This is a genomic window from Streptomyces sp. NPDC048506 (assembly GCF_040651315.1).
Taxonomy (GTDB): domain Bacteria; phylum Actinomycetota; class Actinomycetes; order Streptomycetales; family Streptomycetaceae; genus Streptomyces.
This window is the reverse complement of the sequence record NZ_JBEZIX010000015.1, coordinates 152743-173808: the sequence shown is the minus strand read 5'-3', so window position 1 is coordinate 173808 and position 21066 is coordinate 152743. Positions and strand designations below refer to the sequence as shown.

The following is a 21066-nucleotide window of genomic DNA, read 5'->3' as shown; positions in this document are numbered from 1 at the left end:
TCATCCCTGAGCCGAACCCAAGCTCACCAGGCAGCCACTCCCACTGGATGCCGGTGTAGAGGACGAACAAGATGCCGCACAGCACCTTGCGGTCCTCCAGCGTCTTCTTCCGCCCCGGCCGCGGCTGACCATCAGGTGATGATGGCAGCAACGGCTCAATTCTCGACCACAACTCATCGTCAACCAGCCATGGTTGAGGGTTCCGCTTTCCCATACCTAACCAACCGACGCACCTGTCCAGAGGGCACGGCTACCAGCGTTGTGTTAGGAGCTCTTAGTCCGCACGTTGAGTCAGTCCCGCAAAGCTCGTGCGATTCGCGTCATCACCTGATGGCGTCAAGGGCGGAGTGCGCTGCGCTGTGCGTAATGCTTGCCGGCATGATGGCGCCCCACGTGTGGCCGACAAGAGCGAAAGCGTAATCGGCGAGAGGTCCCGTCGTCGCTTGGGCCGGGGTGGCGAGGACCCCGAGGAACGCGACGGTTCCGAGGACGACGGCGACAATTCGACGCATTGACCACTCCTTGGCGTAAGGAAGTTGGCGGTTGGCGGTTGGCGATTGGCATTGCCGCGGAAACCTTCCCCACCTATTTACCGATACGCCAAGCATCCTCCTTGTGAGTGGCGGCGAAACGATTTGCCGTCTCCTCACTCGATGCTTTATCCCTCACGCTTGTAGCACCCGACTCTCCTTCCCCTCCCTCACCCCCTCCCCCGCTCGAAAATCCGCCTCGTTCCATTGCGGGGTTTCGGGCACCAGCCGGAGAGGGCGGGCGAAGACGAGGGAACGCTGTTCGCGGCCTTCGCCGGGCGACCCAGGCCCGAAGGGGTATCTCCCGCTGCCCTGCGGCGCGCTGCGCGGGCTGCGCAATCCCGGGAGGATCGAATACCGGAGAATTCGTCGCGCATCGCCATGGAAAGGAAGCGCATGTCCGAGGGACGGCATGGTCGCGCGCATGGACATCGACGGCGATCAGCGCATCTCCCGCGAAGAATTCATCACCGACAAGCTCGAATCGGCCCGGGCCGGTGCGGACGGTTCGCACACCCGGAAGAGGAAGGAACTGCGGAGGCGTCTCTTCGAGGCCATGGACCGCGACGGAGACTGTGGGATCCGTAACCGACGGGTGACCCTCGCGTGTGATGAGCGTCACCGGCGAGGGCGTCACAGTTGTGGGCCGTGTGATGTCTACAGGGTGGATCAGGCTCGCGCGGGAGGGGGACAGGAAAGCAGATCGCCGACTCCTTGATCCACGGCATGTACGCCATACGCAACCCCGACAGGCTCGGCGCGGCCGTCGTTCCGCGCCGTCCGGCCGGAAGAAGGGACTACACATGGAAACCTTGACCGTGCGACGCGTCATCGCAGCACCGATCGCCGACGTATTCGATTGGTGCACCACGACCACCAACTACACCCGCTCCCCCTTCGTCCTCAAGGCGCGACTGGCTCGTCCGGGGGCAGGCGCGCCGTACGGAGTGGGTGCTGTCCGGTTGCACACCTGGCTGATCGGCTGGTTCCGTGAACGGATCACCGCCTACCACCCACCGCACGATTTCGACTACACCGTCGAACGCAGCTTCCCGCCGGCCCGGCACGAGCTCGGCCGCATGACGTTCAGCGAAGTCGCCGGAGGCACCCTGGTCGTCTGGACGACCACCTTCCAGGTCCCTCTCCCCTTCGGTGCGGCCGTCACCCGGGTGTTCGCCAAACCCGTCATCGCGCACGTCTTCGGCAAGATCCTCGACGCCGCCGACACCGCACTCACGGCTCAACCTGCCGGCGAACGAAGGGGCGTTCACCGTTCGGACACCCCGTAGCACCGCTCAGGGCTGCGCGGCTCCCGGTGTCCTGCGAGGCTACTGTGGTAGATCACGGAGTGCATCGCTCACCGACGAGGCGACCGATCTGACGTCCCGACGGGTGATCGACGCGGCACGCGGGGCCGTGCTCGGCTGCCGAGTCCGGCGCTTCGCCATCACGAGTTGGCTTCTTGAGGCGCCTGAACCAGGTCGGGCCGGCGGGTCAACGGGACGAAGGCGTTGCGGAGTTCGAGGCGTCGGTCTCTCCGCCGGGCGCACATCGTCCTCGCTGGTCATCCATGATCGGCTAGGGTACTCATCATGTCCTACATGTTCGTCCGCCTTCGGACTGCCTAAGACTTCTGCCGCCGCAGTCGCTCAGCGACCGGGGCCGGCCGAGGAACCCGCAGGAGACCGTCGCGGTCTCACGGCACTGCCTGCGGATGTCGCTCGGCCTTGACCGTCGACGCGCACCGCTGCCGGTGAGCGCATCCACGTCGCGTGCCGACCCCTGACCGGGGGGGCATGCGCTGGATCAGCGCTGCCGTCGGCTTGCTTGCGCCCGGCCACTGAACCGTGGTGCGCCTGGTGACAGGCGCGCTCGTTTCTCCCATCGCTTTGGCGGCGCACCGCGCGGGGATCGACCCGTCGTCCCTGCCTGCCGCGCCGTCCACCGGACATTGGACTGACTCGTATGACATCTGTTTCCGGCAACTCTCCCCGTCCGCGCCCGGCCCGCGACGCGAACGCGACGTTCGTGCTCGTGCACGGGGTGTGCAGCAGTTCGCTGATGTGGGCCCCTCTCCAGCGCGAACTGGCGCTGCTCGGCCATCGCACCTTCGCCGTGGACCTGCCGGGGCACGGCTTCGACGCGCAGTACCCGGCCGCCTACCAGGCCCCGCAGGACCTCGACACGTGGGCGACCGAGCCGTCGAAATTGGCCCAGGTCACCTTGCAGGACAACATCGACATGGTCGTCGACGTCGTCCGGCGGGTGGCCGAGCACGGGCCGGTGGTACTGGTCGGCGCCAGCCTCGGCGGAACCACCATCACCGGCGTGGGCAACACCATCCCTGATCTGGTGAGCCGGCTCGTCTACATCTCCGGCTGGTCGTGCGTGCAACGCTCCAACCCCATCGAGTACATGCAGGAGCCCGAGTTCGGCGACAACCTGCTCGCCCCACTGGCCGCGCTGAACGTCGGCGACCCTGCCGAACTCGGCGTCGGCCGGGCCAACTACCGCACCGCCGACCCGGTCATGCTGGCCGCGCTCAAGGCGGCGATGATGGCGGACGGCACCGATGAACAGTTCCGGGCCTTCCTCAACATCCTTCAGCCGGACGAGTCCCTGGCGGTGATGATGTCCGACGCACGGGGCCACGCCGACACCTGGGGCACCATCGCCCGCACCTACATCCGTCTCACCGACGACCGGTCGCTTCCCGTGGCCATGCAGGACCGCCTGATCGCCGAAGCCGACGCCTTGACGCCCGACAACCCCTACGACGTGCACACCCTGGCCACCAGCCATGTCGGGTTTCTGCTCAAGCCTGCGGAAGTGGCCGACATCCTCGACCAATTGACTGTCTGATCCAGCAGGCGCAAGCCACCGTCTAACGGGTTGAAGGGGGCAGCCAGCCGGTTGCCCCCTTCAACGAAAGGGCCACAGCCGCCGCAGGCAGACTCGATGCGGACGTCCTCCCGCCGCCCAACCGCTCCGGCACGTAGGCGCCGTGCAGCCGCCGTGCTCGCCGAGAAGTCCGGCTCCGCTAGGTCAGTTCATTCATCCCAGGCCGTGTCAGCTCAGGTCCGCTCAGGTCAGGCCAGACCACGTCAGGTCACCGTTTGGTCGCCGTCGGGGACGTCCTCGACCGTCACCATGCCCCTCGGCACCCCGAGTTGGCCCGCCACCACAGCGGCCAGGCCGCCCGGGTCGGGCGCGGTGGGCACGGGTACCTGCTCGCCCTCCGCGTAGCTTTCGACCGCCTTGGTGAAGTAACTCGGGTGCCAGGCACCGACGGCGCCCCTCACCTCCACCGCACGTACGTGCCGCGCCCCGATGCGCTGTTCGACCGCGGCGAGGATCCGATCCGACCGGTACTCCCCCGGCACCTGAAACAAGCTGGCGTGCGCTCCCACCTTCCCTCCGTCCTGGAGGCGGACCGTCACCGTCAGGCAACTGGTCACGCCCGGGTAGGTGATGCTCCCACCGGGCCCGACCTCGCCGACCTGCCCCTCGCTGACCCTGATGCTCGCGGCCGCCGGTACGACGCGCACCGGCGTACGGGCCGGAGCCGCCACCGGTCCCGCGGAAACACCGCTCGCGACCGCCGGCTGAGCCTGGGTCACGGCCACACCGGTGGCACCCAAGGCGGAGACCAGCAGTGCTGTGACGGGTGACAACGCCGTGCCGCGCACGCGATCCCACCGGCTCCGCGCTATCGGCGCCACACCCCTTGCCGTCTCGACCGCGCGTCCTCTCCACATCCCGCTTCGTCCCGCTCCCGTCCTGCTTCTCGTCCCGATTCCGTGCCGCAGGATTCCGTGCCGCAAGGGCAGCCCTCTCGCAGGGGCGTCCCGCTGACGACGTGACTCCTGTCAGACGTTGATCTTGTCAGACCAGGGTTCCGGGGCGGTCGGCGGCGAGGCCCGGCGAACACGGCCCGCGACGGCGACCCGGACACCGTCGGCAAGACGGGCGCAAGGTCGCAATCACCAACAGCCCGTCATGGGACACGGCCGAACGGCCCGTACTCCTTTCCCCGTGCCGTGGTCAATATTCCGGCACCCCGGGGCGCGCGGGTCATTCGATCGGCGGGCCGCCATCACCGGATTGCCGCAGGCACGCGGGCCCGGCGCGCCGCCGAGCAGTTGCAAGATCTTTCGTATTACCTTTCGTAATCTCACCAAGTCAATTGACCGCAGGTCGCATCCGCTCAACCCACCGGAGACGAAATGTGCAAGCTTCGCAAGGCTGCCGTGGTGATTGCTGCTCTCGGCGGCGTCAGCCTCCTCGGTGCCGGTACCGCCTACGCCGACGGCGGGCCGGGCAGCCTGTTCGACATCTTGCAGGGCAGCTCGTGCAGGTCGCACGATCTGAACACCGATGTCCTCGGCGCGGTCGGGGTCGGCAGTGGCGCGCAGTCCACCGCGTTGGGATCGTCCCTCGGCTGCAACAACAGATTCGGCAAGTAACGGAAACGGGACCCGGCGCCCGAACCACCAGCCGGGCACCGGGTCCATTTTTGAACCTTCTTCACGGCACGGGTACGGGGCCCGTCCGAGCCACGGCCGGGCCGAAAGGGCATCAGAATTCAGGCTGGCCCGTCAGGCAAAGTGGTGCATTCCTCTCGGCGGCCGTTCAGGCGATTTCGATGCAGGCGGTGCGCCCGTAGATCCGCCCCACAGGGGTAGATGCGCCGCATAGAGGCATGCGCCGTCTATGGATATCCGGATATCCGTGGCGCTGTCCCCTGGGAGGACGTCTGAGGTGTACAGGGGACGTTCGGGTCACCAGCGGACGAGGACGAGTTCGATGGCGAAACCAGGGCCCATGGCGATGACGAGGCCCGGTGCGCCTGGGGGCGGTGGTGTTTGCATCGTCATCTGTAGTACGTCCAGTACGGACACGGACGCGAGGTTGCCCCGCTCCGCCAGGGACCGCCGGGTGTGTTCCAACATCTGCGGGGGCAGGCCGAAGGCCCGCTCGACCGCGGTGAAGACCTTCGGCCCGGCGCCGTGGACGACCCAGCTCGCAACCTGGTCCGCGGTGAGCCCATGCCGTCCGAGGAGCTCCTGGACCACCTTGGGCAGGTGTTCCTCCGTAAGCGTCGGAATCTCCGGGGACAGCACGGCCTTGAAGCCGTGCGTGCCGATCTCCACGGCGACGATGTCCTCGCTGTCGGGGAGCAGGAAACTCTCGGCGTCGACCATGTGGGGACCGGTGGCGCCTTCGTCCCTGTTGCCTCCGACGGCGACGACCGCGGCCACGCCGTCTCCGAAGATGCTGGCGGCGATGATGTTCGACATCGAGCCGTCCTTGCGCAAGTACCCCAGCGAGCCGAGCTCCACCGCGAGCAGGACGGCCACCTGGTCGGGGTAGGCCCTCAGGTAGTCGTGGAGCCGGGCGAGACCCGCGGCCCCTCCGGCGCAGGCGTTCCCGAACAGCGGGATGCGCTTGACGTCCTTCCGCAGTCCGATCCGGTGGACCAGCCTCGCCTCCAGCGACGGCACGGCCAGTCCGGTCACGGTGGTGCTGACCACCGCGTCCACCTCGTCCGGCTGCACCCCGGCCGCCCGCAGCGCCTGGGTCAGCGCCTGCTCCCCCAGCTCCAGGGCGGTCTCCAGCCATACCCGGTTGGCCCGGGTGAAGTAGTCGGACTCGCAGAGCGCGGCGAACTCCTCCAGCGGCAGCGACAGGTGGCGGGTGCGCACACCGATGTTGGCCTGGATCTTGTGCAGCATCAGGGTCCCTGCCCGGGACTCCTTCAGGGTCTCGCGCGCCAGGGCGGTCGTGATCTCTTCCTGGGGGTACCGATACGGCGGCATGACCGTCTCGACCGCCGTTACCCGTGGGTCGGGACTCCCCGGTCCCCGCTCGCAGCGCTCCGTCTTCTGCCTCATTGGCTCAGCCTTCGCCTTTCTCCGCGCGCGCGGTCATCCACGGTGAGGGTCGGGTGCGGGCCGGCGTCCACCAGTTGGCCGGGCCGAGGGCCGCCATGACGGCCGGCACCAGCAATCCGCGTACCAGCACGGCGTCCACCAGCGCGCCGAGCGCCACGCCGATGCCGATGAGCTTGAGCAACGAGACCTCGGACGTGCCCATGGCCGCGGTGGAGAGGGCCACCGCGGCGGCGGCGGAGGTCATCAGCCGGCCGGTCCGGGCGATGCCGCCGACGATCGCCGCCCGGTTGTCGCCGCAGCGTTGGTACTCCTCCCGGATGCGGCCCAGGAGGAACACCTCGTAGTCCACCGACAGGGCCAGCGTGATGAAGAGGACGAACAGGAGCGTGGAGGCGTCCAGCGACCCCATCGCCCGGAACCCGCCCAGCGCCGCGTTGCCGTGGCCGTCCTGGAAGAGGACGACCATCGCGCCCAGGCTCGCCCCGAGACTGACGGCCGCCACGGCCAGTGCCTTCAGCGGCGCGACCACGGTGCGGGTGAAGGTGCCGAGGAGGACCATGAGTCCGACGGCGAGCAGCAGCAGGCACCGGGGCAGGGCGTCGAGCACCGCGTCCGCGGTGTCGGTGACCTCCGCGGCGCGTCCGCCCACCAGCACGGTCCCTGGGGCGGGTGCGGCCCGCACCGCCCGGACCACGGCGTCCGCCTCCGGTGTGTCGGGGGCTGCGGCGGAGGCCACCAGCAGCACGGCAGCCTCGTCGGACGGGACGGTGCGCACCACGCGTGCGCCGGTGACGTCCGGGATGTGGGCGAGCCGGTCGCGGTACGAGCGCGCCCCGTCCGTCGCTCCGGGCCCGGTGACGACCACGGTGAGGAGCCGTTCGGGGGGTGCGGCGAACTCGGTGCGCACGCGCTCCGCGGCAGTGGCGGCCGGGGCGGACGGCGGGAGGGTCCGTTCGTCCACCAGGCCGAGCGACGCATGGGAGAAGGGCAGGGCCATCAGGACCAGGAGCAGCACCGCCGTGCCACCGGCGAGGAGGGGCCGCGCGGTGACCGCGGAAGCCGTCCGCTGCCAGAACCGGCTTCCGTCGCCCGTTCCGCTGCGCCGCCACCGCGCCAGGGGGTCCCACGCATCGGCGTGCGGACCGAGCAGTCGCAGGCAGGCGGGCACCACCGTCAGCGCGATCAGCGCCGCCAGCACGGCGACCACCATGCCCGCCAGGGACAGCCCGCGCAGCAGGGGCACCGGCACCACCATGGCGGTGGCCAGGCAGGCGGCGACGGCGGCGGCCGAGAACGCGACCGAGCGCCCGCTGGAGCGCAGGGCGGCGGCCAGCGCGGTCTCGCGGTCCGCGCCCCGTGCGGTCTCCTCCCGGAACCGGGCCAGCAGGAAGAGGCTGTAGTCGACGGCCAGGCCCAGGCCGATGGCCGAGGCGGCGCTCACGGCGACCCGTGACACGTCCATCACCTGGGCCAACAGGCCCAGCACCGGGAGCGTACAGCCGACCGCCAGGGCGGCCACGACGACGGGCAGCAGGGCCGAGACCACGGATCCGTAGGCGAAGACCAGGACGACGAAGAGGGCCGGTGCGGCCAGCAGTTCGGCCCGGCGCAGGTCGTGGTCGATCGTCTCGTCGATCTCCCGGTGCGCCCACACCTCTCCGCTGGGCTCCACGCGCAGGCCCGGGGCGGCGGAGCGGGCAGCGGACACCACGCCGGGGGCGGCGTGCTTGCGGTCCTTGTCCGTACCCTTCAGCCGCGCGGCGACCAGGACGGTCCGTCCGTCCCTGGAGCGCAGCCACGGATCCCCGGTCGCCACCGCGGACCACACGGCGCGTACGTCACGCTGCCGGGACAGCGCCCCCACCACTGCTCGGGCCCCGTCGCGGACCGCCGCCTCGTCGCCGCCCGTCGTGCGTCGCGACACCGCGAGCAACAGATCGGGCGACGGCACGTTCAACCGCTCGGCCTGGTCGCCGGCCCGCTCCGCCTCGGTCTCCGTGGCGACCGCGCCGCCGGAGCTCAGTGCCGAGAAGGCGGCCGGCGACAGGGCCGCGGCGCACACCGCCGCCAACAGGGCGCACACCACCACCAGCCAGGCCCGACGCCGCACCGTATCCATCCGTGTGCCAACCCTCACTCATGGCCGGCCTTGGCCGACGCGTGTTCCCGATCTAGGGAGCTGTGAACAGCAGGACGGCGTTCTGGCCGCCGAAGCCGAAGGAGCAGCTGATTCCGGCGGCCCCGCCCGTCGGACGCGGACATCCGGCCACCACGTCGAGCTTGTGGTCCCCGTCCTGGTTCTCGAAGTTCGCCACCGGCGGGACCTTCCCGTGGCGCAGCGCGAGGACCGTGTACGCCGCCTGGATCGCCCCGGCCGCTCCGAGGGCGTGCCCGATCACGCCCTTGGAGGCGGTGACCGGTGGTACCCCGTCGCCGAAGACCCGGGTGAGGGCCACCGCTTCGGCCTCATCGTTCAGCGGCGTGGAGGTGCCGTGCGCGTTGACGTGACCGATGTCCCGGGGCCGGCACCCGGCGTCCTCCATAGCGGCCCGGATGGCCCGGACCGCGCCGTCGCCGTCCGGATGGGGGGCGATGGGATGGTGCGCGTCGGCGCCGGCTCCGTAGCCGGCGAGCAGCGCCAGGACGGGCGCTCGACGCTCCCGCGCGGTGGACGTGCGTTCCAGGACGAGTACACCGGCGCCTTCCCCCAGAACGAAGCCGTCGCGCGCCGCGTCGAACGGCCGGCTGGCGAGTGCCGGCTGCTCCCGCCGCAGGGACAGCGCCCGCATCTGCGTGAAGCAGGCAGACGCCGGGCGGCAGCAGGCCGATTCACTGCCGCCCGCCAACACCACGTCGCAGGTTCCCGACCGCAGCAGGTCCCGGGCGACGCCGATCGCGGTCGCCCCCGAGGCACAGGCGCTGGAGGTGGTGAAGTTGGGGCCCTGCGCACCGAGGTCGATCGCCACCTCGCCCGCGGCCATGTTCGGCACGCTCCGCGTCAGCCCGAGCGGCGACATCCGCTCCGGCCGCCCCGCGCCGAGGTGGCAGAACTCGGTGATGTAGGTGCTCAGGCTGTTCGATCCGACGCCCAGCACGACCCCGACCCGGTCCGCTCGCCAGGTGCGCGCGTCGAGCTCGGCGTCGGCGACGGCCCGCCGCGCGGCGACCAGGGCGAACTGGATGAAGCGATCCACCCGTCGCGCGTACGGCCGACCGAGTTCCCCCGCGGCGTCGAAGTCGGCCACCCGGCAGGAGAAGTCGACAGCGAGCCCCGCCAGGTCGGGATCGGCGGCGGCCAGCGACCGGCCCCGGCACAGCGCGGCCCAGTTCGCCTCGGCCGTGTGCCCCGCCGGAGTCACCAGGCCCAGCCCGGTGACCGCGATATCAGGTCGCATTCCGGAACGCCCGAGCCGCATCGCCGAGGGTGGAGGACGGGGAGAGGTCCGCGGCCTCGTCGGGCAGGACGATCCCGAGCTCCTGCTCCGCGGCCACCACCAGCTCCATCAGGGACAACGAATCCATCTCAAGGCTCTCGAACGTCGTGTCCGCCGAGAGCTGGTCGGGATTCACCTTCACGTCCAAATGGCTGGTCAGCAGGGTGACGAGGGGCTCGGGGAGCTCCGACCGTGCCGGCTGTCCTGCCGCCTGCTCCACTGTCTGTGTCATGCCGGGGCCTCCTGTTCCATCGCCGCGGGACGAACGGAGCTGTTGCTTGGTGCGTCCGTGGGACCGCGTGTGCGGGACGCCCATGCCCTCGCTGACAGGAGCGTCGTGACGAGTCGGGCACCCCGCATTCGGTCGGCTGTTGGTCGTGGGCGAGATCCCACGTCGCCTGGGGCCCGTCCCTTGTGCCGTGGCCGGCACGCCCCGTGCTGTTGCAAGTGAGATCACGTTAAAGTCGCCGGCGCGTCGGCGCGAGCCGCCGCCAGCAGATGAGTGAGTGCCCGGGACCGGGTCTCGGGGAGGGCGTCGCGGACCTCCCGCGGTTCCGGGGTCGGCGGGAGGGCACGGGCCCGCCGACCGTATCCGCGGGGACGCCGGTGCCCGCCGGTTGGCCCGCACTGCGCCGTCCGGCGGGGCGGTGGTTCATTCGGTGGGGCGCAGGAGTTGCGTCGCCGCCAGTTCTGCGTAGAGGGCGTCGTCCCGGACCAGGCGCGCATGGGTGCCCACCGCCCGGACGCGCCCGGCCTCCATCACCACGATGCGGTCCGCGCTGGTCACGGTGGAGAGGCGGTGCGCCACCACCAGCACGGTGGTGGTGCGGGCCACGTCGGCGATGGTGTCGCGCAGGGCGGCTTCGTTGGCGGCGTCCAGCTGTGAGGTGGCCTCGTCGAGGAGCAGCAGCCGAGGGGTGCGCAGCAACGCCCGGGCCAGCGCGACGCGTTGGCGCTCGCCGCCGGAGAGGGCGCTGCCCCGATGGCCGACGGGCGTGTCGAGCCCCTGGGGCAGCCGGTCGGCGACCGTGTCGAGCCGGGCGCGGCGCAGCACCGCGCGGAGCCGGTCCTCCGTGGCGTGCGGGCAGCCGAGGAGCAGGTTCTCCCGCAGGGTGCCGGCCAGGACGGGTGCGTCCTGCTCCACGTACCCGATGGCGGCGCGCAGTTCGGCGAGGGGCCGGTGTCGTAGGTCCCGGCCGTCCAACAGAATGCGGCCCGCGTCGGGTTCCCAGAACCGCTCGATGAGCGAGAAGATCGTGGTCTTGCCCGCCCCGGAGGGGCCGACGAAGGCGGTCGTGCCCCGGGCCGGGATCGTGAAGGAGACCTCGCGGTGGACGTCGGGCGCCCCGGGCCGGTAGGCGAAGCTCACCCCGTCGAAGGCCACGGCTGCGGGGCCGGGCGGCTCGGTGTGCGGAGCGAGCGGTGAGGTCTCCTCGACCGGCAGGTCCTCGGTCTCGCCGATGCGCACCGCGGCCGCCGCTCCGACCTGCAACTGACCGGCCACGCCGGCGAGTTGGTTGATGCGTGGCGCGAGGGCGAAGAGGTAGAGCAGGAAGGCGACCAGTGTGGAGACGCTGATCGCATGCGCGGCGACCCGTGCCCCGCCGACGCCGAGCACGGCGAGGAAGGCGATCTGGGTGGCCGCGCCGGTGACGGTGTCGGAGACGACTTCCCAGGAGGCGGTGCGCACGCCGGTACGCCGGGCCCGCTCGGCCGCCTCGTGGAGCCGTGCGATCTCGCGCTGTTCCGCACCGCACGCCTTGACCGTGCGGAAGGCTCCGAAGGTGCGTTCCAGGGCGCTGGCCATGTCGCCGATGGCCTGCTGGGTCTGCTCGGCAGCCCGTCCGATCCGGGGCAGGATGCCCCCGCAGACGACGGCGATCAGCGCGATCGCGCCCAGGGTCACGGCCAGCAGCACGGGGTCGAGCAGCGCCATCATGCCCACGGTGAGCAGGCTGATGACGGTCTGGGTGAGGGCCGACGCCATGGCCTGGGTGGCGACCTGGCGCAGCAGGGTCGTGTCGGAGGTGACGCGGGCGATGAGGTCGCCGGGTTCGTGGCACTCGGCGACGGGGACGCGCAGCCGGAGCAGTCGGCCGGCCAGTCGGCGCCGCGCGGCGCACACCACCGTTTCGGCGGCCCGTTCCAGCACGTAGTACCCCAGGGCGACGAGGACCGCGCCGGTGAGCACGAGGGCACCGAGGGCGAGCATGTCGCCGGTCACCCGGTGCCCCGCGCCCAGCTGATCCACCAGGTGCTTGGCGGCGAGGGGTTGGACGAGTCCCGCCGTCGCGCCGAGCAGACCGAGCAGGGCGCCACCGAGGATCGCGCCGCGACTCTGCCCGAGCTGCCGGGCGAGGGCGCGCCGGGCGGGGTGACGGGGAGCGGCGCGGCCGGGTCCGGCGTGGGCGGTGGCGGCTCGGTCCGCTCGCGTCTGCACGCTCACTGAGTCACTCCACGGAGAGGAAGCGCTGGTAGTAGTCCACGGGACAGCCCTCGCCCACCAGCTCGCCCTCGGCCTCGACCCAGGCGTGGGCGGCGAACGGCGGCCGCTTGCGGGCGCCCACGCACCACACGGCCCACTCGCCGCGCATCCGGCACAGCAGCACGGTGCCCAGCGACCGGGGCAGGCAGCCCTTCTGGCCGCCGCAGGAGAGGCTGACCGCGAGGACGGTGTCCCGGGCGGCCGTGGCCTGTCGCAGGCTGGTGGGGCGTGCGCCGCGCCGCAGCCAGCGCAAGACCGTGCAGATGCGTCCGGGCGGCTGGGTGGCGAGCAGGTGGGCGCACCCGACGGCGAACCGCGCAGCCCAACGGCGCCCGAACGGAAAGGATTCCGGGCGGTACGGCACCGCCTCCGGGGTGGTCATGACGGTGTCCCTCCGGCCTTGCCGACGCGGCGTGCCGCGGAGAAGAGGTTGGCGGAGCGCAGTTCGCCGACGATGCGGTGGACGTCCTCCGTCGCCTCGGCGGGGTCCACGTCGTACCGTGCGGTCAACACCGAGACCGCCCGGTCGGGGGGCTCGCCGTCGAGCAGCACCCGCAGCACGAGGGCCGCGGTGGGGTTGAGGGTCCAGTACTCCCCCGTGGACTGGTCGAGCAGGGCCACGCCGTACTCGGTCTCGGTCATCAGCACGCCGGAGCGGAGTCGCAGCGTCTCCATCTGTCCCCCTCGGTCGGGTCGTCGACGCGTCATCGTTCAGAGGTTCCTTGCCTCGCGTGCGCGCAGCCACAACTCGCAGGCCACGGTGGTGTGCAGCAGGGCGCTCTCGGTCTCCACATCGAGCGGTCGCCTGCACCAGTCGCGCAGCACGGCGGTGTCGATCAGGCCGAGCCGCTCGAGCCGGGAGTCCTCGCACAGGGCCAGCAGGCGGACGCGGTGCTCCCGCAGGCCGACCTCCTCTTCGAGCGAGGCGTTGGCCTTGGTGGCGCGGGCCCGGCTGACTTCCGGGACGATGCCGCGCATCGCCTCCACGATCAGGGGCTTGTACCGCCAGGGCGTGATCCGTTCCCAGGGTCGGATCGCCAGCGCCGCCTCGACGACCTGGGTGTCGTAGTACGGCGCGGAGCACACGATCCCCCACGGCCCGGCCAACTGTCCCATGTGGCGGACGAAACGGGAGATGGCCTCCATGGTGGCCAACTCACGGTGCGCGCCGTGGTCCGGGGCGAGGGCCTCTGTGACGGGTGCCGCGGCGAGGATCTGCCGGCGCACCGCGGCCACCGCCTCCGGTGTGGTCCAGTGCGGCATCCGGGCCGGTTCGGCCCATTGGAGGACCGGCACGTCGGCGGACGACGGTGGCTCGCCGAGGTCCGTGGCGACCTGCTTCAACCAGGTCGAGTACGAGCGGCGGTCGACGAGTTGACCCACCATCCGGCGCCGGCTCCACCGGTACTTCGCGCGGTAGCCGCGCAGGTGACGTAGGGCCGTGCGCGGACGGGTCCGGACCATGTGGTGCAGGCGGGCCGCCCCGCCGCTCAGCAGCTCGTCGCCGCCGATGCCGGTGAGGTGCAGACCGGACCCGCGCTCGGCCGCCGCCCGCACGACGCTCATCCGCCGGCTGTGGTCCACGGCCATCGCCGAGGGCGCGTCGAGAAGTTCGTCGACGGTGTCGAGGCCCTCGAACGTCAGGGGCACATGGTCCGCTTCGAGGACGTGGTGCTCGACCACGCCCAGCGCCTCGACGGTGCGCCGTGCCCAGACGGTGTCGTCGGCGAGCGGGTCGTGCAGGGCGACGGTGTAGGCGACGACCTTCGCCCCACCGGCCACGGCGGCGCAGCAGACGGCCGTGGAGTCCAGCCCGCCCAGGTCGCAGGTGACGAAGGAGCGCCCCCGGGTGCGGACGTCGACGGCCGTGGTCAGCGCCGCCGCGAAGCGGGCGGCGCCCTCGTGCAGGGGGACGTCGGGCTCGGGCGGTGTCCACCAACGCCGCGTCCGGGCCGGTCCGTCGGGGCCCACCGTCAGCTGGTGGCCGACGGGCACGGTGTCCACGCCGCGCCAGGGCGGGACGGTGTTGAGCGGGTACGTCAGGCCCATGGCGAGCAGCTGGAGGGCGAGCCGTTCCTCGTCGAGGTGGGTGCCGAGGAGCTCGGCGAGCACATCCGCGCGGTCGCAGGCCACGGCCGTGGAGCCGGCCCGCGCATGGAAGACCCTGCGCACACCGACCACACCGCCCTGTACGCGCAGGCTTGCGTCGGCGGAACGGGCCAGCAGATGGAAGCTTCCGGGCCAGGCGGCGGCGAACCGGTCGAGCACGTCCGGGGATCCGGTGGTCAGGACCGTCTCGGCGGCGCGCGTCGCCTCGGCCGTCGTCACCGCGTGTTCGCCGAGGACCGCCACCCGGGCGTCACCGGCGCCGCCCACCGTGAGGGCGCCTTCAGGCCAACGCCCCAGCAACCACGGCCGGTCGGAGGGGTGCGATATGACCTGGAGGGCATGGGGGCGGGCTTTCGCGACGATCTTCTCGACCGCCTCGTCGGGGGTGTCGGGCAGGACGAGGAACCATGTCGATATGTCGGACAGGAATGCACAGCGATTCACAGTTCCTTTGCCTCCGGTCGCCGGTACGGTGAGCAAGACGCGGTGAACGAACGGAAATCGGGGGGTGAATTCCCCTATAGGGCACAGGACTTCACCCCCCGATCCCAGGGATGGTCCCGCTCGTCACCGGTCACATTCCGCAGGAATCAACCCGTGACAGCGGGGCCCGCGAACCACCTCAGATGAGGTTGTGCCCGCCGAGGACGTCCTTCGCGGTCTTGGAGGCGAGACCCGTCACCTTGCGGAAGCTGCCGGCCTTGGCCAGGGTGGGACGCTCGTACGTCATGGCTTTCTTTTCCTCTCTTCGATGGGGACGTTCAGCCGCAGGTCACCTGCCATGGATGCGGGGCTTCGCGGTACCGAACCGGAGGGCGAGCCGTCGGGAGAACACGAGCGGACGACGGCTTGCCCTTTTCCCGTGGGCATTTTCTGGGCCATTACCTCCACCGTGCCTGCGCAGACGAATTCCACACGGAGGAGGTCCGGTTGCGGTTTTCTCGGTCCCGCATATCCATGCACGGATATTAAATATGACCTCCCCGCCCTAGCAATGGGGCAACGGCTCAGACTGATCGCACGCCCCCGGCATCAAAGCACTGCGTGCGCCCTCCACTTCTCGGCGCGCGCCCCCAAAAGGCTCGAAAAAACGCACATCTACGGACCCCTTCACGGCCCGTACGGGCACAAAGCGGAAGCCAACCGTCACTACCGAACAAGCGGAACGTCCGCCTCACTTCGCGATTCAACCACCCCTCGGTGGCGACCGCGCACCTCCGGGGCGCACCACACCCCCCGAACGCCACCACTCGCATCCAGCGCCCGCGAACGCCCGCGCCGCAGCACCTTGACCCACCACCACAGCCCCGCCACCACACCTGACCGCTACTGGAACCCCCACTCACCCACCCCCCATCCCGCACTAGTGCACCCAAAGGTGCACCACCACAGCCGTCGAGCCGAGCAGACCCCGAACACCCCCGACAGAGACCCTCCGAGCACTAGTGCACTGCCTCAAGTACTCCCGCTAACAGAGGGGCAATCGCGCTTGCCTGCCCCTCTGCTTACTACGTACACGCCGCACTATGCAGAACACCGACATCCTCATCTCCGGCGCCGGCATCGGCGGCACCGCTCTGGCGTACTGGCTGAGCACGGCGGGCTTCAGCGTCACGATCGTCGAGCGCGCGCCCACACTCCGGCCGGGTGGCCAGACCGTGGACCTACGGGGTGCCGGCCGTACCGTCGTCACGCGCATGGGCCTGATGGACCGCGCACGGGCGCTCAGCGTCGACCAGCGCGGCCTGGCACTCGTCAACGCCTCCGGCCGCTTCACCGCCCGGCTGCCCGCGGACAGCTTCGGCGGCGAGGGCATCGTCTCGGAGATCGAGATCCTGCGCGGCGACCTCGCCCGCCTGTTGTACGACGCCACCGCGCCGGACACCGAGTACCTCTTCGACGACACCATCGCCGGGCTCGACCAGGACGACGACGGGGTCACCGTCACCTTCGAGAAGGCCGCCCCGCGTCGATTCGGGCTGGTCGTCGGGGCGGACGGGCTGCACTCTGTCGTGCGCGCCCTGGCGTTCGGTCCGGAGTCGGACCACATCCGCCCGCTGGACCTCTACACCGCGTGGTTCACCGTCACCGAGGAGATGGACCTCCAAGGCTGGTTCCAGATGTACAACGCGCCGGGCGGACTCGTCGCCTCGGCTCGGCCGGGGCGGCTCCCCGGTGAGGTCAAGGCGGGACTCAGTTTCCGATCGGCGCCGATCGCCTACGACCGCCGCAACCCCGCCGCGCAGCAGGAGTTGGTGGCGCAACGCTTCGCCGGCGCCGGATGGGAGGTCCCCCGCCTGCTGAGGGCGATGCGCACCGCGCCCGACTTCTTCTTCGACTCCATGGGCCAAGTCCGCCTCGACCACTGGTCCCGCGGCCGGACGGCGCTGCTCGGCGACGCCGGCTACTGCCCCACACCGCTCACCGGCCTGGGCACCAGCCTGGCCCTGGTCGGCGCCTACGTACTGGCGGGTGAGCTCGCCGCCGCCGATGGCGACCACCGGATCGCCTTCCGGAACTACGACCGGGTCATGCGCCCCTATGTCGACCAGGCCCAGCAGTTGCCGCCCGGCGGCGCCTCGGGGTACGCGCCCTCCACCGTGCTCGCCATCCGGTTGCGGGACCTCTCGATGCGCTCGATGAACCGCTGGCCGATGCGGAACCTGCTCGCCGCGCAGTTCGCCAAGGCCGGGGACATCGCCCTGCCCGACTACGGTCTGCACCCCCTGGAGGAAGGGCGCGCCGGGTCGGCCGAGCCCAACCGGCCGACCGCCACGACCGGGTGAGACGCCACGACGGGTCCACGCCGCGGTGCGGGGGCCGGGCGATCCGGCACGCTCAGGCCAGCGGATCCGCGGCCAGCCAGGCGGCGATGGCCTGGGCGATGGGCTGGTCGGTGTCGAGCTGGATGAACGCGAACTGGCCGCCCTGGTTGCATTCGAGGAACCACCAGGTCCCGTTCCGGTCCTCAGCGAAGTCGAAGGCCCCGTAGGCGAGTTGAGCGGTGGACATGTAGGCCAGTACCGAACGGCGGACCTGGTCGGGGACCTCGGCGGGCTTCCAGGCGCCGTTCTCCACGAACCGGCTGTCCACCACCTCCAGGTCGGCTTCCTTGCGAGCCGCGAAGAGCTGGCCGTCGACGCAGGTCAGTCGGATGTCGGCCCACTTGCGGATGTGCTCCTGGAGCAGGGTCGGCCCGGCCGCGACCGCGGTGAAGTCCGCGTCCGGACTGATGCGGGTGGTCGGCAGCACCATCGGCGGATCGTCCGGGTGCTTCCCCGATACCGACTTGACCACCAGGTCCTGATACGTGGCGGCGAACTGGCGCGCGACCGCGGGGAAGGAGGTGATCAGCGTGGCCGGCACGGTGAAGCCGCTCTGCTGGGCGATACGGAGCTGCCACGGCTTGTAGCGGGCCCGCCCGGCCACCGTGGGATGGTTCATCCAGCGGGCCCGGGTGGAGGCGAGCATGCCGTAGAGCGCCTGCTCGGACTCCGCGGTGAGCCAGGTCGACCGTTCCTCTGCACGGCTGGCCGGCGTGCCGGGCCGGCGGACCCACACCGAACGCAGGCTGCTCAGGCTCACCATGCGTTCGTCCGTTCTGAGGTAGCCGTGGAAGTCGTTGCCGACGTAGTCCGCCGAGAGGTCGACCCGTCCGGGTAGGTCGGCGGGGTCGAGGCGGACGAGCGGCACGCCGAGGTCGTTCAGGACCGCGACGACCATGTCCGCGGTCAAGTCTTCCTCGCAGGTGAGGACAAGAACGGTCATCGACGTTCAGTCGTCGAAGTGGGTCTTGGACCCGGCGGTGGAGGCGGTGGTGCCGGTGGCCAACAGGACCGCCCGGCTGCTGGTGGCCGGTCGACCGTCGGACAGGACGTTGAGTTGACGCGTGGCGTCGTAGGTGTACGGAGTGGTGGCCGCCGACTTCACCGTCGGGCGGGCGTAACTCAACGCGAACGGACGCATACCTTCTCCTTCAAGACCCCGTATTCCGCCCCACATGGCACGGTCAGGGGCGGGTATCTCACCGGACAACTCTGAACAGATGACGCAACGACTCGAACAATAGTTGCCACCTTTGCTTGTTTTCCGCGAATCCCTTGACGGAGTTGGCGCCGGAATGCATTTGCGGAACGATCCGTACCGCCTGAGCGTGAGAACAGCACTACACCGCGTATTCCCACCCGGGCGTGAAAGCACAACGACAGCAGGGCACTTCGGCATGCTTGGCTTGAAGCGTCAATCGTTGCGGTGAGTTGATCCCTACTCGACGATGAGTATGCGCAGGACTTGCACCGAGCGGCAGGTGGCGGCCTTTACCCACCCACCGGACTCGATCAGAACTCCGAGCGACCATCCGGCCACTGAAAGAGATATGGCCGAGGCCATTGTGAATCCGGATACGGATGCGAGTGCGGGTACGGGTGCGGAAACGGACGGTGGACGGGCCGGTGGATGCGCGCGTTGAAGGCGCGCGTCGGAGGCGTGCGTCGAAGGCCTGCGTCGGAGGCGTGCGTTGAAGGCGCGCGTCGGAGGCGGATGGTGGAGGGGGACGGCGGATGCGGGCGCCCGGTGCGCAGCCCACCTCCCGGTGGGGACGGGCGCGTCCTGAACGGCACCTCACCGACGCGGCCCTGACGGATCGCCACCACAGCCGGCCGGCACGACGTCGTCAATGTCTGGCGACGCGGCCGGTCAAACGCATAAGATCACTCACCAAAACGAACAACTGTCGCAGTCACCGTGCAACCGGAGAATCCTCCACGAGACCATGCCACGGTGACGGCGCAGGGGGGAAGGAAGACTCGATGAACACCGTACGTCTGCGGCACCGCCTCGCCGGGGTCGCGGCCCTCAGCGCCCTGGTCGGGGCCGGTGCACTGGCCACCGCTCCGTCGGCCGCCGCCAAGGCCAACGTGCTGACCCTCACCAAGGTTTCGCTCCACGCACCGGGCCTCCGGGCGAACGTGACGTACTCCTGCGACCCGGGGATGAACCACGAACTGGTCGCCAACGCCACCGCGCTGGACCGGCCCGGGCACGACGAGTCGATCGCCGCGGGCACCGTCAAGAAGGCCCAACTCGTCTGCGACTACAAGGATCACACCACGCAGGTGACCCTGCGCCCCGCCGCCGGTTCGCACTTCGCCAAGGGTGACAAGGTGAAGGTCGCCGTCTTCTACTTCGACGAGGACGGGTTCAGCTACGCCCGTCAGGAGGCCGTTGCCGTCCTGTAGCCGGGGGTTGAGGAACCCGTAGCGGAACCCCTAGAAGAACCCCTAGCGGAACCCGTAGCGGCCGCCCCCTGCGGACGGCCGCTACGGTCCCCACCCCGCGAGCTCACTTCCCGAGCGGCTGGGTGAAGCGCAAGAGATTGCCGGCGGGGTCGCGGAACGCGCAGTCGCGGACACCGTAGAACTGGTCCATGGGCTCCTGTAGTACCTCGCCGCCCGCGGCGCTGATGCGCTCGAAGGTGGCGTCACAGTCGTCCGTCGCAAAGATGACGCCGCGCAGCAGGCCCTTGGCCATCAGCTCCGCCATGGCCTGTCTGTCGGCCGGCGAGGCGTTCGGGTCGGCGAGGGGCGGCTCCAGGACGATGTTCACGTCCGGCTGCGAGGGCGATCCGACGGTCACCCAGCGCATCCCCTCGTACCCGACGTCGTTGCGCACCTCTAGGCCGAGCACATCACGGTAGAAGGCGATCGCCTTGTCATGGTCGTCGACGGCGATGAAGCATTGGGAAAGCGTGATATCCATGCCGTTCACGCTACGGCCGAGCGGCGGGGTGTGCTTCTCCATTCCTGACCGGCCGCGTGTGGATCTTGGCCATGCACGCCGGGATGGCGGCGGCATGGTCATGACTGCGGGCCCGGTAGGCGCTCGGACTCTCGCCGACCAGCTGGGTGAAGCGCGAGCTGAACGACCCCAGCGACGTACAGCCGACCGCGAAGCAGACCTCGGTCACCGTGAGGTCGCCGCGCCGCAGCAGCGCCTTGGCCCGCTCGATGCGGCGGGTCATCAGGTAGCTGTAGGGCGTCTCGCCGAAAGCGGCGCGGAAGCTGCGCGAGAAGTGGCCCGGCGACATCAGGGCGCCACGCGCCAGCGCCGGGACGTCGAGCGGTTCGGCGTAGTCGCGGTCCATCCGGTCGCGGGCCCGCCGTAGCCGGACGAGGTCGTCGAGGTCCTGGCGTCTCACCGGATCAGTCTCGCACAGCGCGCGGGGGCGCTGTGGCGTCGTGGGCGCGGTGGCGGGGAGGCCTCGTGCCCGGCGATGCGGGTGACCGGACCGATCAGGAATGGAGAAGCGCCGGTCATCGAGCCGCACCTAGCCTGACCGTCATGGACATCACCGTTCACGGGTGCAGCCGTACGGGCTCCGCGACTGTGCCTGCCAAGATCCCGCGGGCAACCTGATCCGCTTCGACGAGCTCCGCTCGGCCGTCCGCCCTTCCACCGGGACGCCGCGGCGCCGACACCAAGCGGATCGACGGCTACCGTTGCCGCACCGCGCCGACGAAGCAGAACCGGACGTACTGTTCGCACCAGGTCGGATCGAGCCGGGCGACGCCGACGGCGGCCGCCGAGGCGGTTCCCGCCCCATCAGATGGAGACAC

21 protein-coding genes are annotated in these 21066 nt (G+C 70.4%); 5 read left to right on the top strand and 16 right to left on the bottom strand.

Annotated features, from left to right (window positions below; translation table 11 throughout):
• The coding region (locus AB0C96_RS15080) for a transposase (RefSeq protein ID WP_362917399.1) at positions 1 to 214 on the bottom strand (214 nt) is incomplete at its 3' end.
• Positions 215 to 1333: 1119 nt separating this feature from the next.
• Here AB0C96_RS15080 and AB0C96_RS15075 point away from each other — a divergent pair.
• Together AB0C96_RS15075 and AB0C96_RS15070 are read left to right on the top strand one after the other, a co-directional pair.
• On the top strand, positions 1334 to 1819 hold the full coding sequence (locus tag AB0C96_RS15075; protein WP_362917397.1) for an SRPBCC family protein: 486 nt from the start codon (positions 1334 to 1336) through the stop codon (positions 1817 to 1819).
• A 676-nt stretch (positions 1820 to 2495) separates the two neighbouring features.
• Positions 2496 to 3392: an alpha/beta hydrolase gene (locus AB0C96_RS15070; RefSeq protein ID WP_362917395.1), complete on the top strand. Its 897-nt coding sequence runs from the start codon at positions 2496 to 2498 to the stop codon at positions 3390 to 3392.
• 242 nt (positions 3393 to 3634) lie between these two features.
• Here the strand turns inward: AB0C96_RS15070 and AB0C96_RS15065 are convergent, their stop codons facing one another.
• On the bottom strand, positions 3635 to 4150 hold the full coding sequence (locus tag AB0C96_RS15065; protein ID WP_362917393.1) for a hypothetical protein: 516 nt from the start codon (positions 4148 to 4150) through the stop codon (positions 3635 to 3637).
• 606 nt (positions 4151 to 4756) lie between these two features.
• Between AB0C96_RS15065 and AB0C96_RS15060 the strand changes: the two genes are divergently transcribed.
• Complete coding sequence (locus tag AB0C96_RS15060; RefSeq protein WP_362917391.1) at positions 4757 to 4996, top strand: hypothetical protein; 240 nt, start codon at positions 4757 to 4759, stop codon at positions 4994 to 4996.
• Positions 4997 to 5311: 315 nt separating this feature from the next.
• Here the strand turns inward: AB0C96_RS15060 and AB0C96_RS15055 are convergent, their stop codons facing one another.
• The 9 genes from AB0C96_RS15055 to AB0C96_RS15015 all read right to left on the bottom strand — a co-directional run bounded on the left by AB0C96_RS15055 (position 5312) and on the right by AB0C96_RS15015 (position 15182).
• Positions 5312 to 6424, bottom strand: coding sequence for a type III polyketide synthase (locus tag AB0C96_RS15055; protein WP_362917389.1), 1113 nt, complete (start codon positions 6422 to 6424; stop codon positions 5312 to 5314).
• 4 nt (positions 6425 to 6428) lie between these two features.
• Positions 6429 to 8543, bottom strand: a complete 2115-nt coding sequence (locus AB0C96_RS15050) for an MMPL family transporter (protein ID WP_362917387.1) — start codon at positions 8541 to 8543, stop codon at positions 6429 to 6431.
• A gap of 52 nt (positions 8544 to 8595) precedes the next feature.
• Positions 8596 to 9819 carry a beta-ketoacyl-[acyl-carrier-protein] synthase family protein gene (locus AB0C96_RS15045; RefSeq protein WP_362917385.1) on the bottom strand — a complete coding sequence of 408 codons (1224 nt, stop codon included), beginning with the start codon at positions 9817 to 9819 and terminating at the stop codon, positions 8596 to 8598.
• A complete protein-coding gene (locus AB0C96_RS15040; RefSeq protein ID WP_362917383.1) occupies positions 9809 to 10090 on the bottom strand; it encodes a phosphopantetheine-binding protein in 282 nt (93 codons plus the stop codon). Before AB0C96_RS15040 ends, AB0C96_RS15045 begins: the two co-directional genes overlap by 11 nt.
• A gap of 420 nt (positions 10091 to 10510) precedes the next feature.
• Positions 10511 to 12184, bottom strand: coding sequence for an ABC transporter ATP-binding protein (locus AB0C96_RS15035; protein ID WP_362917418.1), 1674 nt, complete (start codon positions 12182 to 12184; stop codon positions 10511 to 10513).
• Positions 12185 to 12308: 124 nt separating this feature from the next.
• Complete coding sequence (locus AB0C96_RS15030) at positions 12309 to 12725, bottom strand: lasso peptide biosynthesis B2 protein (protein ID WP_362917381.1); 417 nt, start codon at positions 12723 to 12725, stop codon at positions 12309 to 12311.
• A complete protein-coding gene (locus AB0C96_RS15025; protein ID WP_362917379.1) occupies positions 12722 to 13051 on the bottom strand; it encodes a lasso peptide biosynthesis PqqD family chaperone in 330 nt (109 codons plus the stop codon). Before AB0C96_RS15025 ends, AB0C96_RS15030 begins: the two co-directional genes overlap by 4 nt.
• A 3-nt stretch (positions 13052 to 13054) precedes the next feature.
• Positions 13055 to 14896 carry a lasso peptide isopeptide bond-forming cyclase gene (locus AB0C96_RS15020; RefSeq protein WP_362917377.1) on the bottom strand — a complete coding sequence of 614 codons (1842 nt, stop codon included), beginning with the start codon at positions 14894 to 14896 and terminating at the stop codon, positions 13055 to 13057.
• 178 nt (positions 14897 to 15074) lie between these two features.
• Complete coding sequence (locus AB0C96_RS15015; RefSeq protein ID WP_362917375.1) at positions 15075 to 15182, bottom strand: keywimysin-related RiPP; 108 nt, start codon at positions 15180 to 15182, stop codon at positions 15075 to 15077.
• 796 nt (positions 15183 to 15978) lie between these two features.
• On the opposite strand from AB0C96_RS15015, the gene AB0C96_RS15010 reads away from it, so the two are divergent.
• Positions 15979 to 17238 carry an FAD-dependent monooxygenase gene (locus AB0C96_RS15010; protein WP_362917373.1) on the top strand — a complete coding sequence of 420 codons (1260 nt, stop codon included), beginning with the start codon at positions 15979 to 15981 and terminating at the stop codon, positions 17236 to 17238.
• Between the two features lie 52 nt (positions 17239 to 17290).
• Here AB0C96_RS15010 and tgmB read toward each other — a convergent pair whose 3' ends face one another.
• Complete coding sequence (gene tgmB / locus AB0C96_RS15005; RefSeq protein ID WP_362917371.1) at positions 17291 to 18220, bottom strand: ATP-grasp ribosomal peptide maturase; 930 nt, start codon at positions 18218 to 18220, stop codon at positions 17291 to 17293.
• Positions 18221 to 18226: 6 nt separating this feature from the next.
• On the bottom strand, positions 18227 to 18418 hold the full coding sequence (tgmA, locus tag AB0C96_RS15000) for a putative ATP-grasp-modified RiPP (protein ID WP_362917369.1): 192 nt from the start codon (positions 18416 to 18418) through the stop codon (positions 18227 to 18229).
• Positions 18419 to 19260: 842 nt separating this feature from the next.
• Here tgmA and AB0C96_RS14995 point away from each other — a divergent pair.
• A complete protein-coding gene (locus AB0C96_RS14995; RefSeq protein WP_362917367.1) occupies positions 19261 to 19689 on the top strand; it encodes a hypothetical protein in 429 nt (142 codons plus the stop codon).
• Positions 19690 to 19792: 103 nt separating this feature from the next.
• On the opposite strand, the gene AB0C96_RS14990 is transcribed toward AB0C96_RS14995, so the two are convergent.
• The 3 genes from AB0C96_RS14990 to AB0C96_RS14980 form a co-directional block, all read right to left on the bottom strand.
• Positions 19793 to 20209, bottom strand: coding sequence for a VOC family protein (locus AB0C96_RS14990; RefSeq protein ID WP_362917365.1), 417 nt, complete (start codon positions 20207 to 20209; stop codon positions 19793 to 19795).
• Between the two features lie 10 nt (positions 20210 to 20219).
• Entirely contained in the window at positions 20220 to 20648 is a 429-nt protein-coding gene (locus tag AB0C96_RS14985; RefSeq protein WP_362917363.1) for a helix-turn-helix transcriptional regulator, read from the bottom strand.
• 295 nt (positions 20649 to 20943) lie between these two features.
• Positions 20944 to 21066 carry a hypothetical protein gene (locus tag AB0C96_RS14980; protein ID WP_362917361.1) on the bottom strand — a complete coding sequence of 41 codons (123 nt, stop codon included), beginning with the start codon at positions 21064 to 21066 and terminating at the stop codon, positions 20944 to 20946.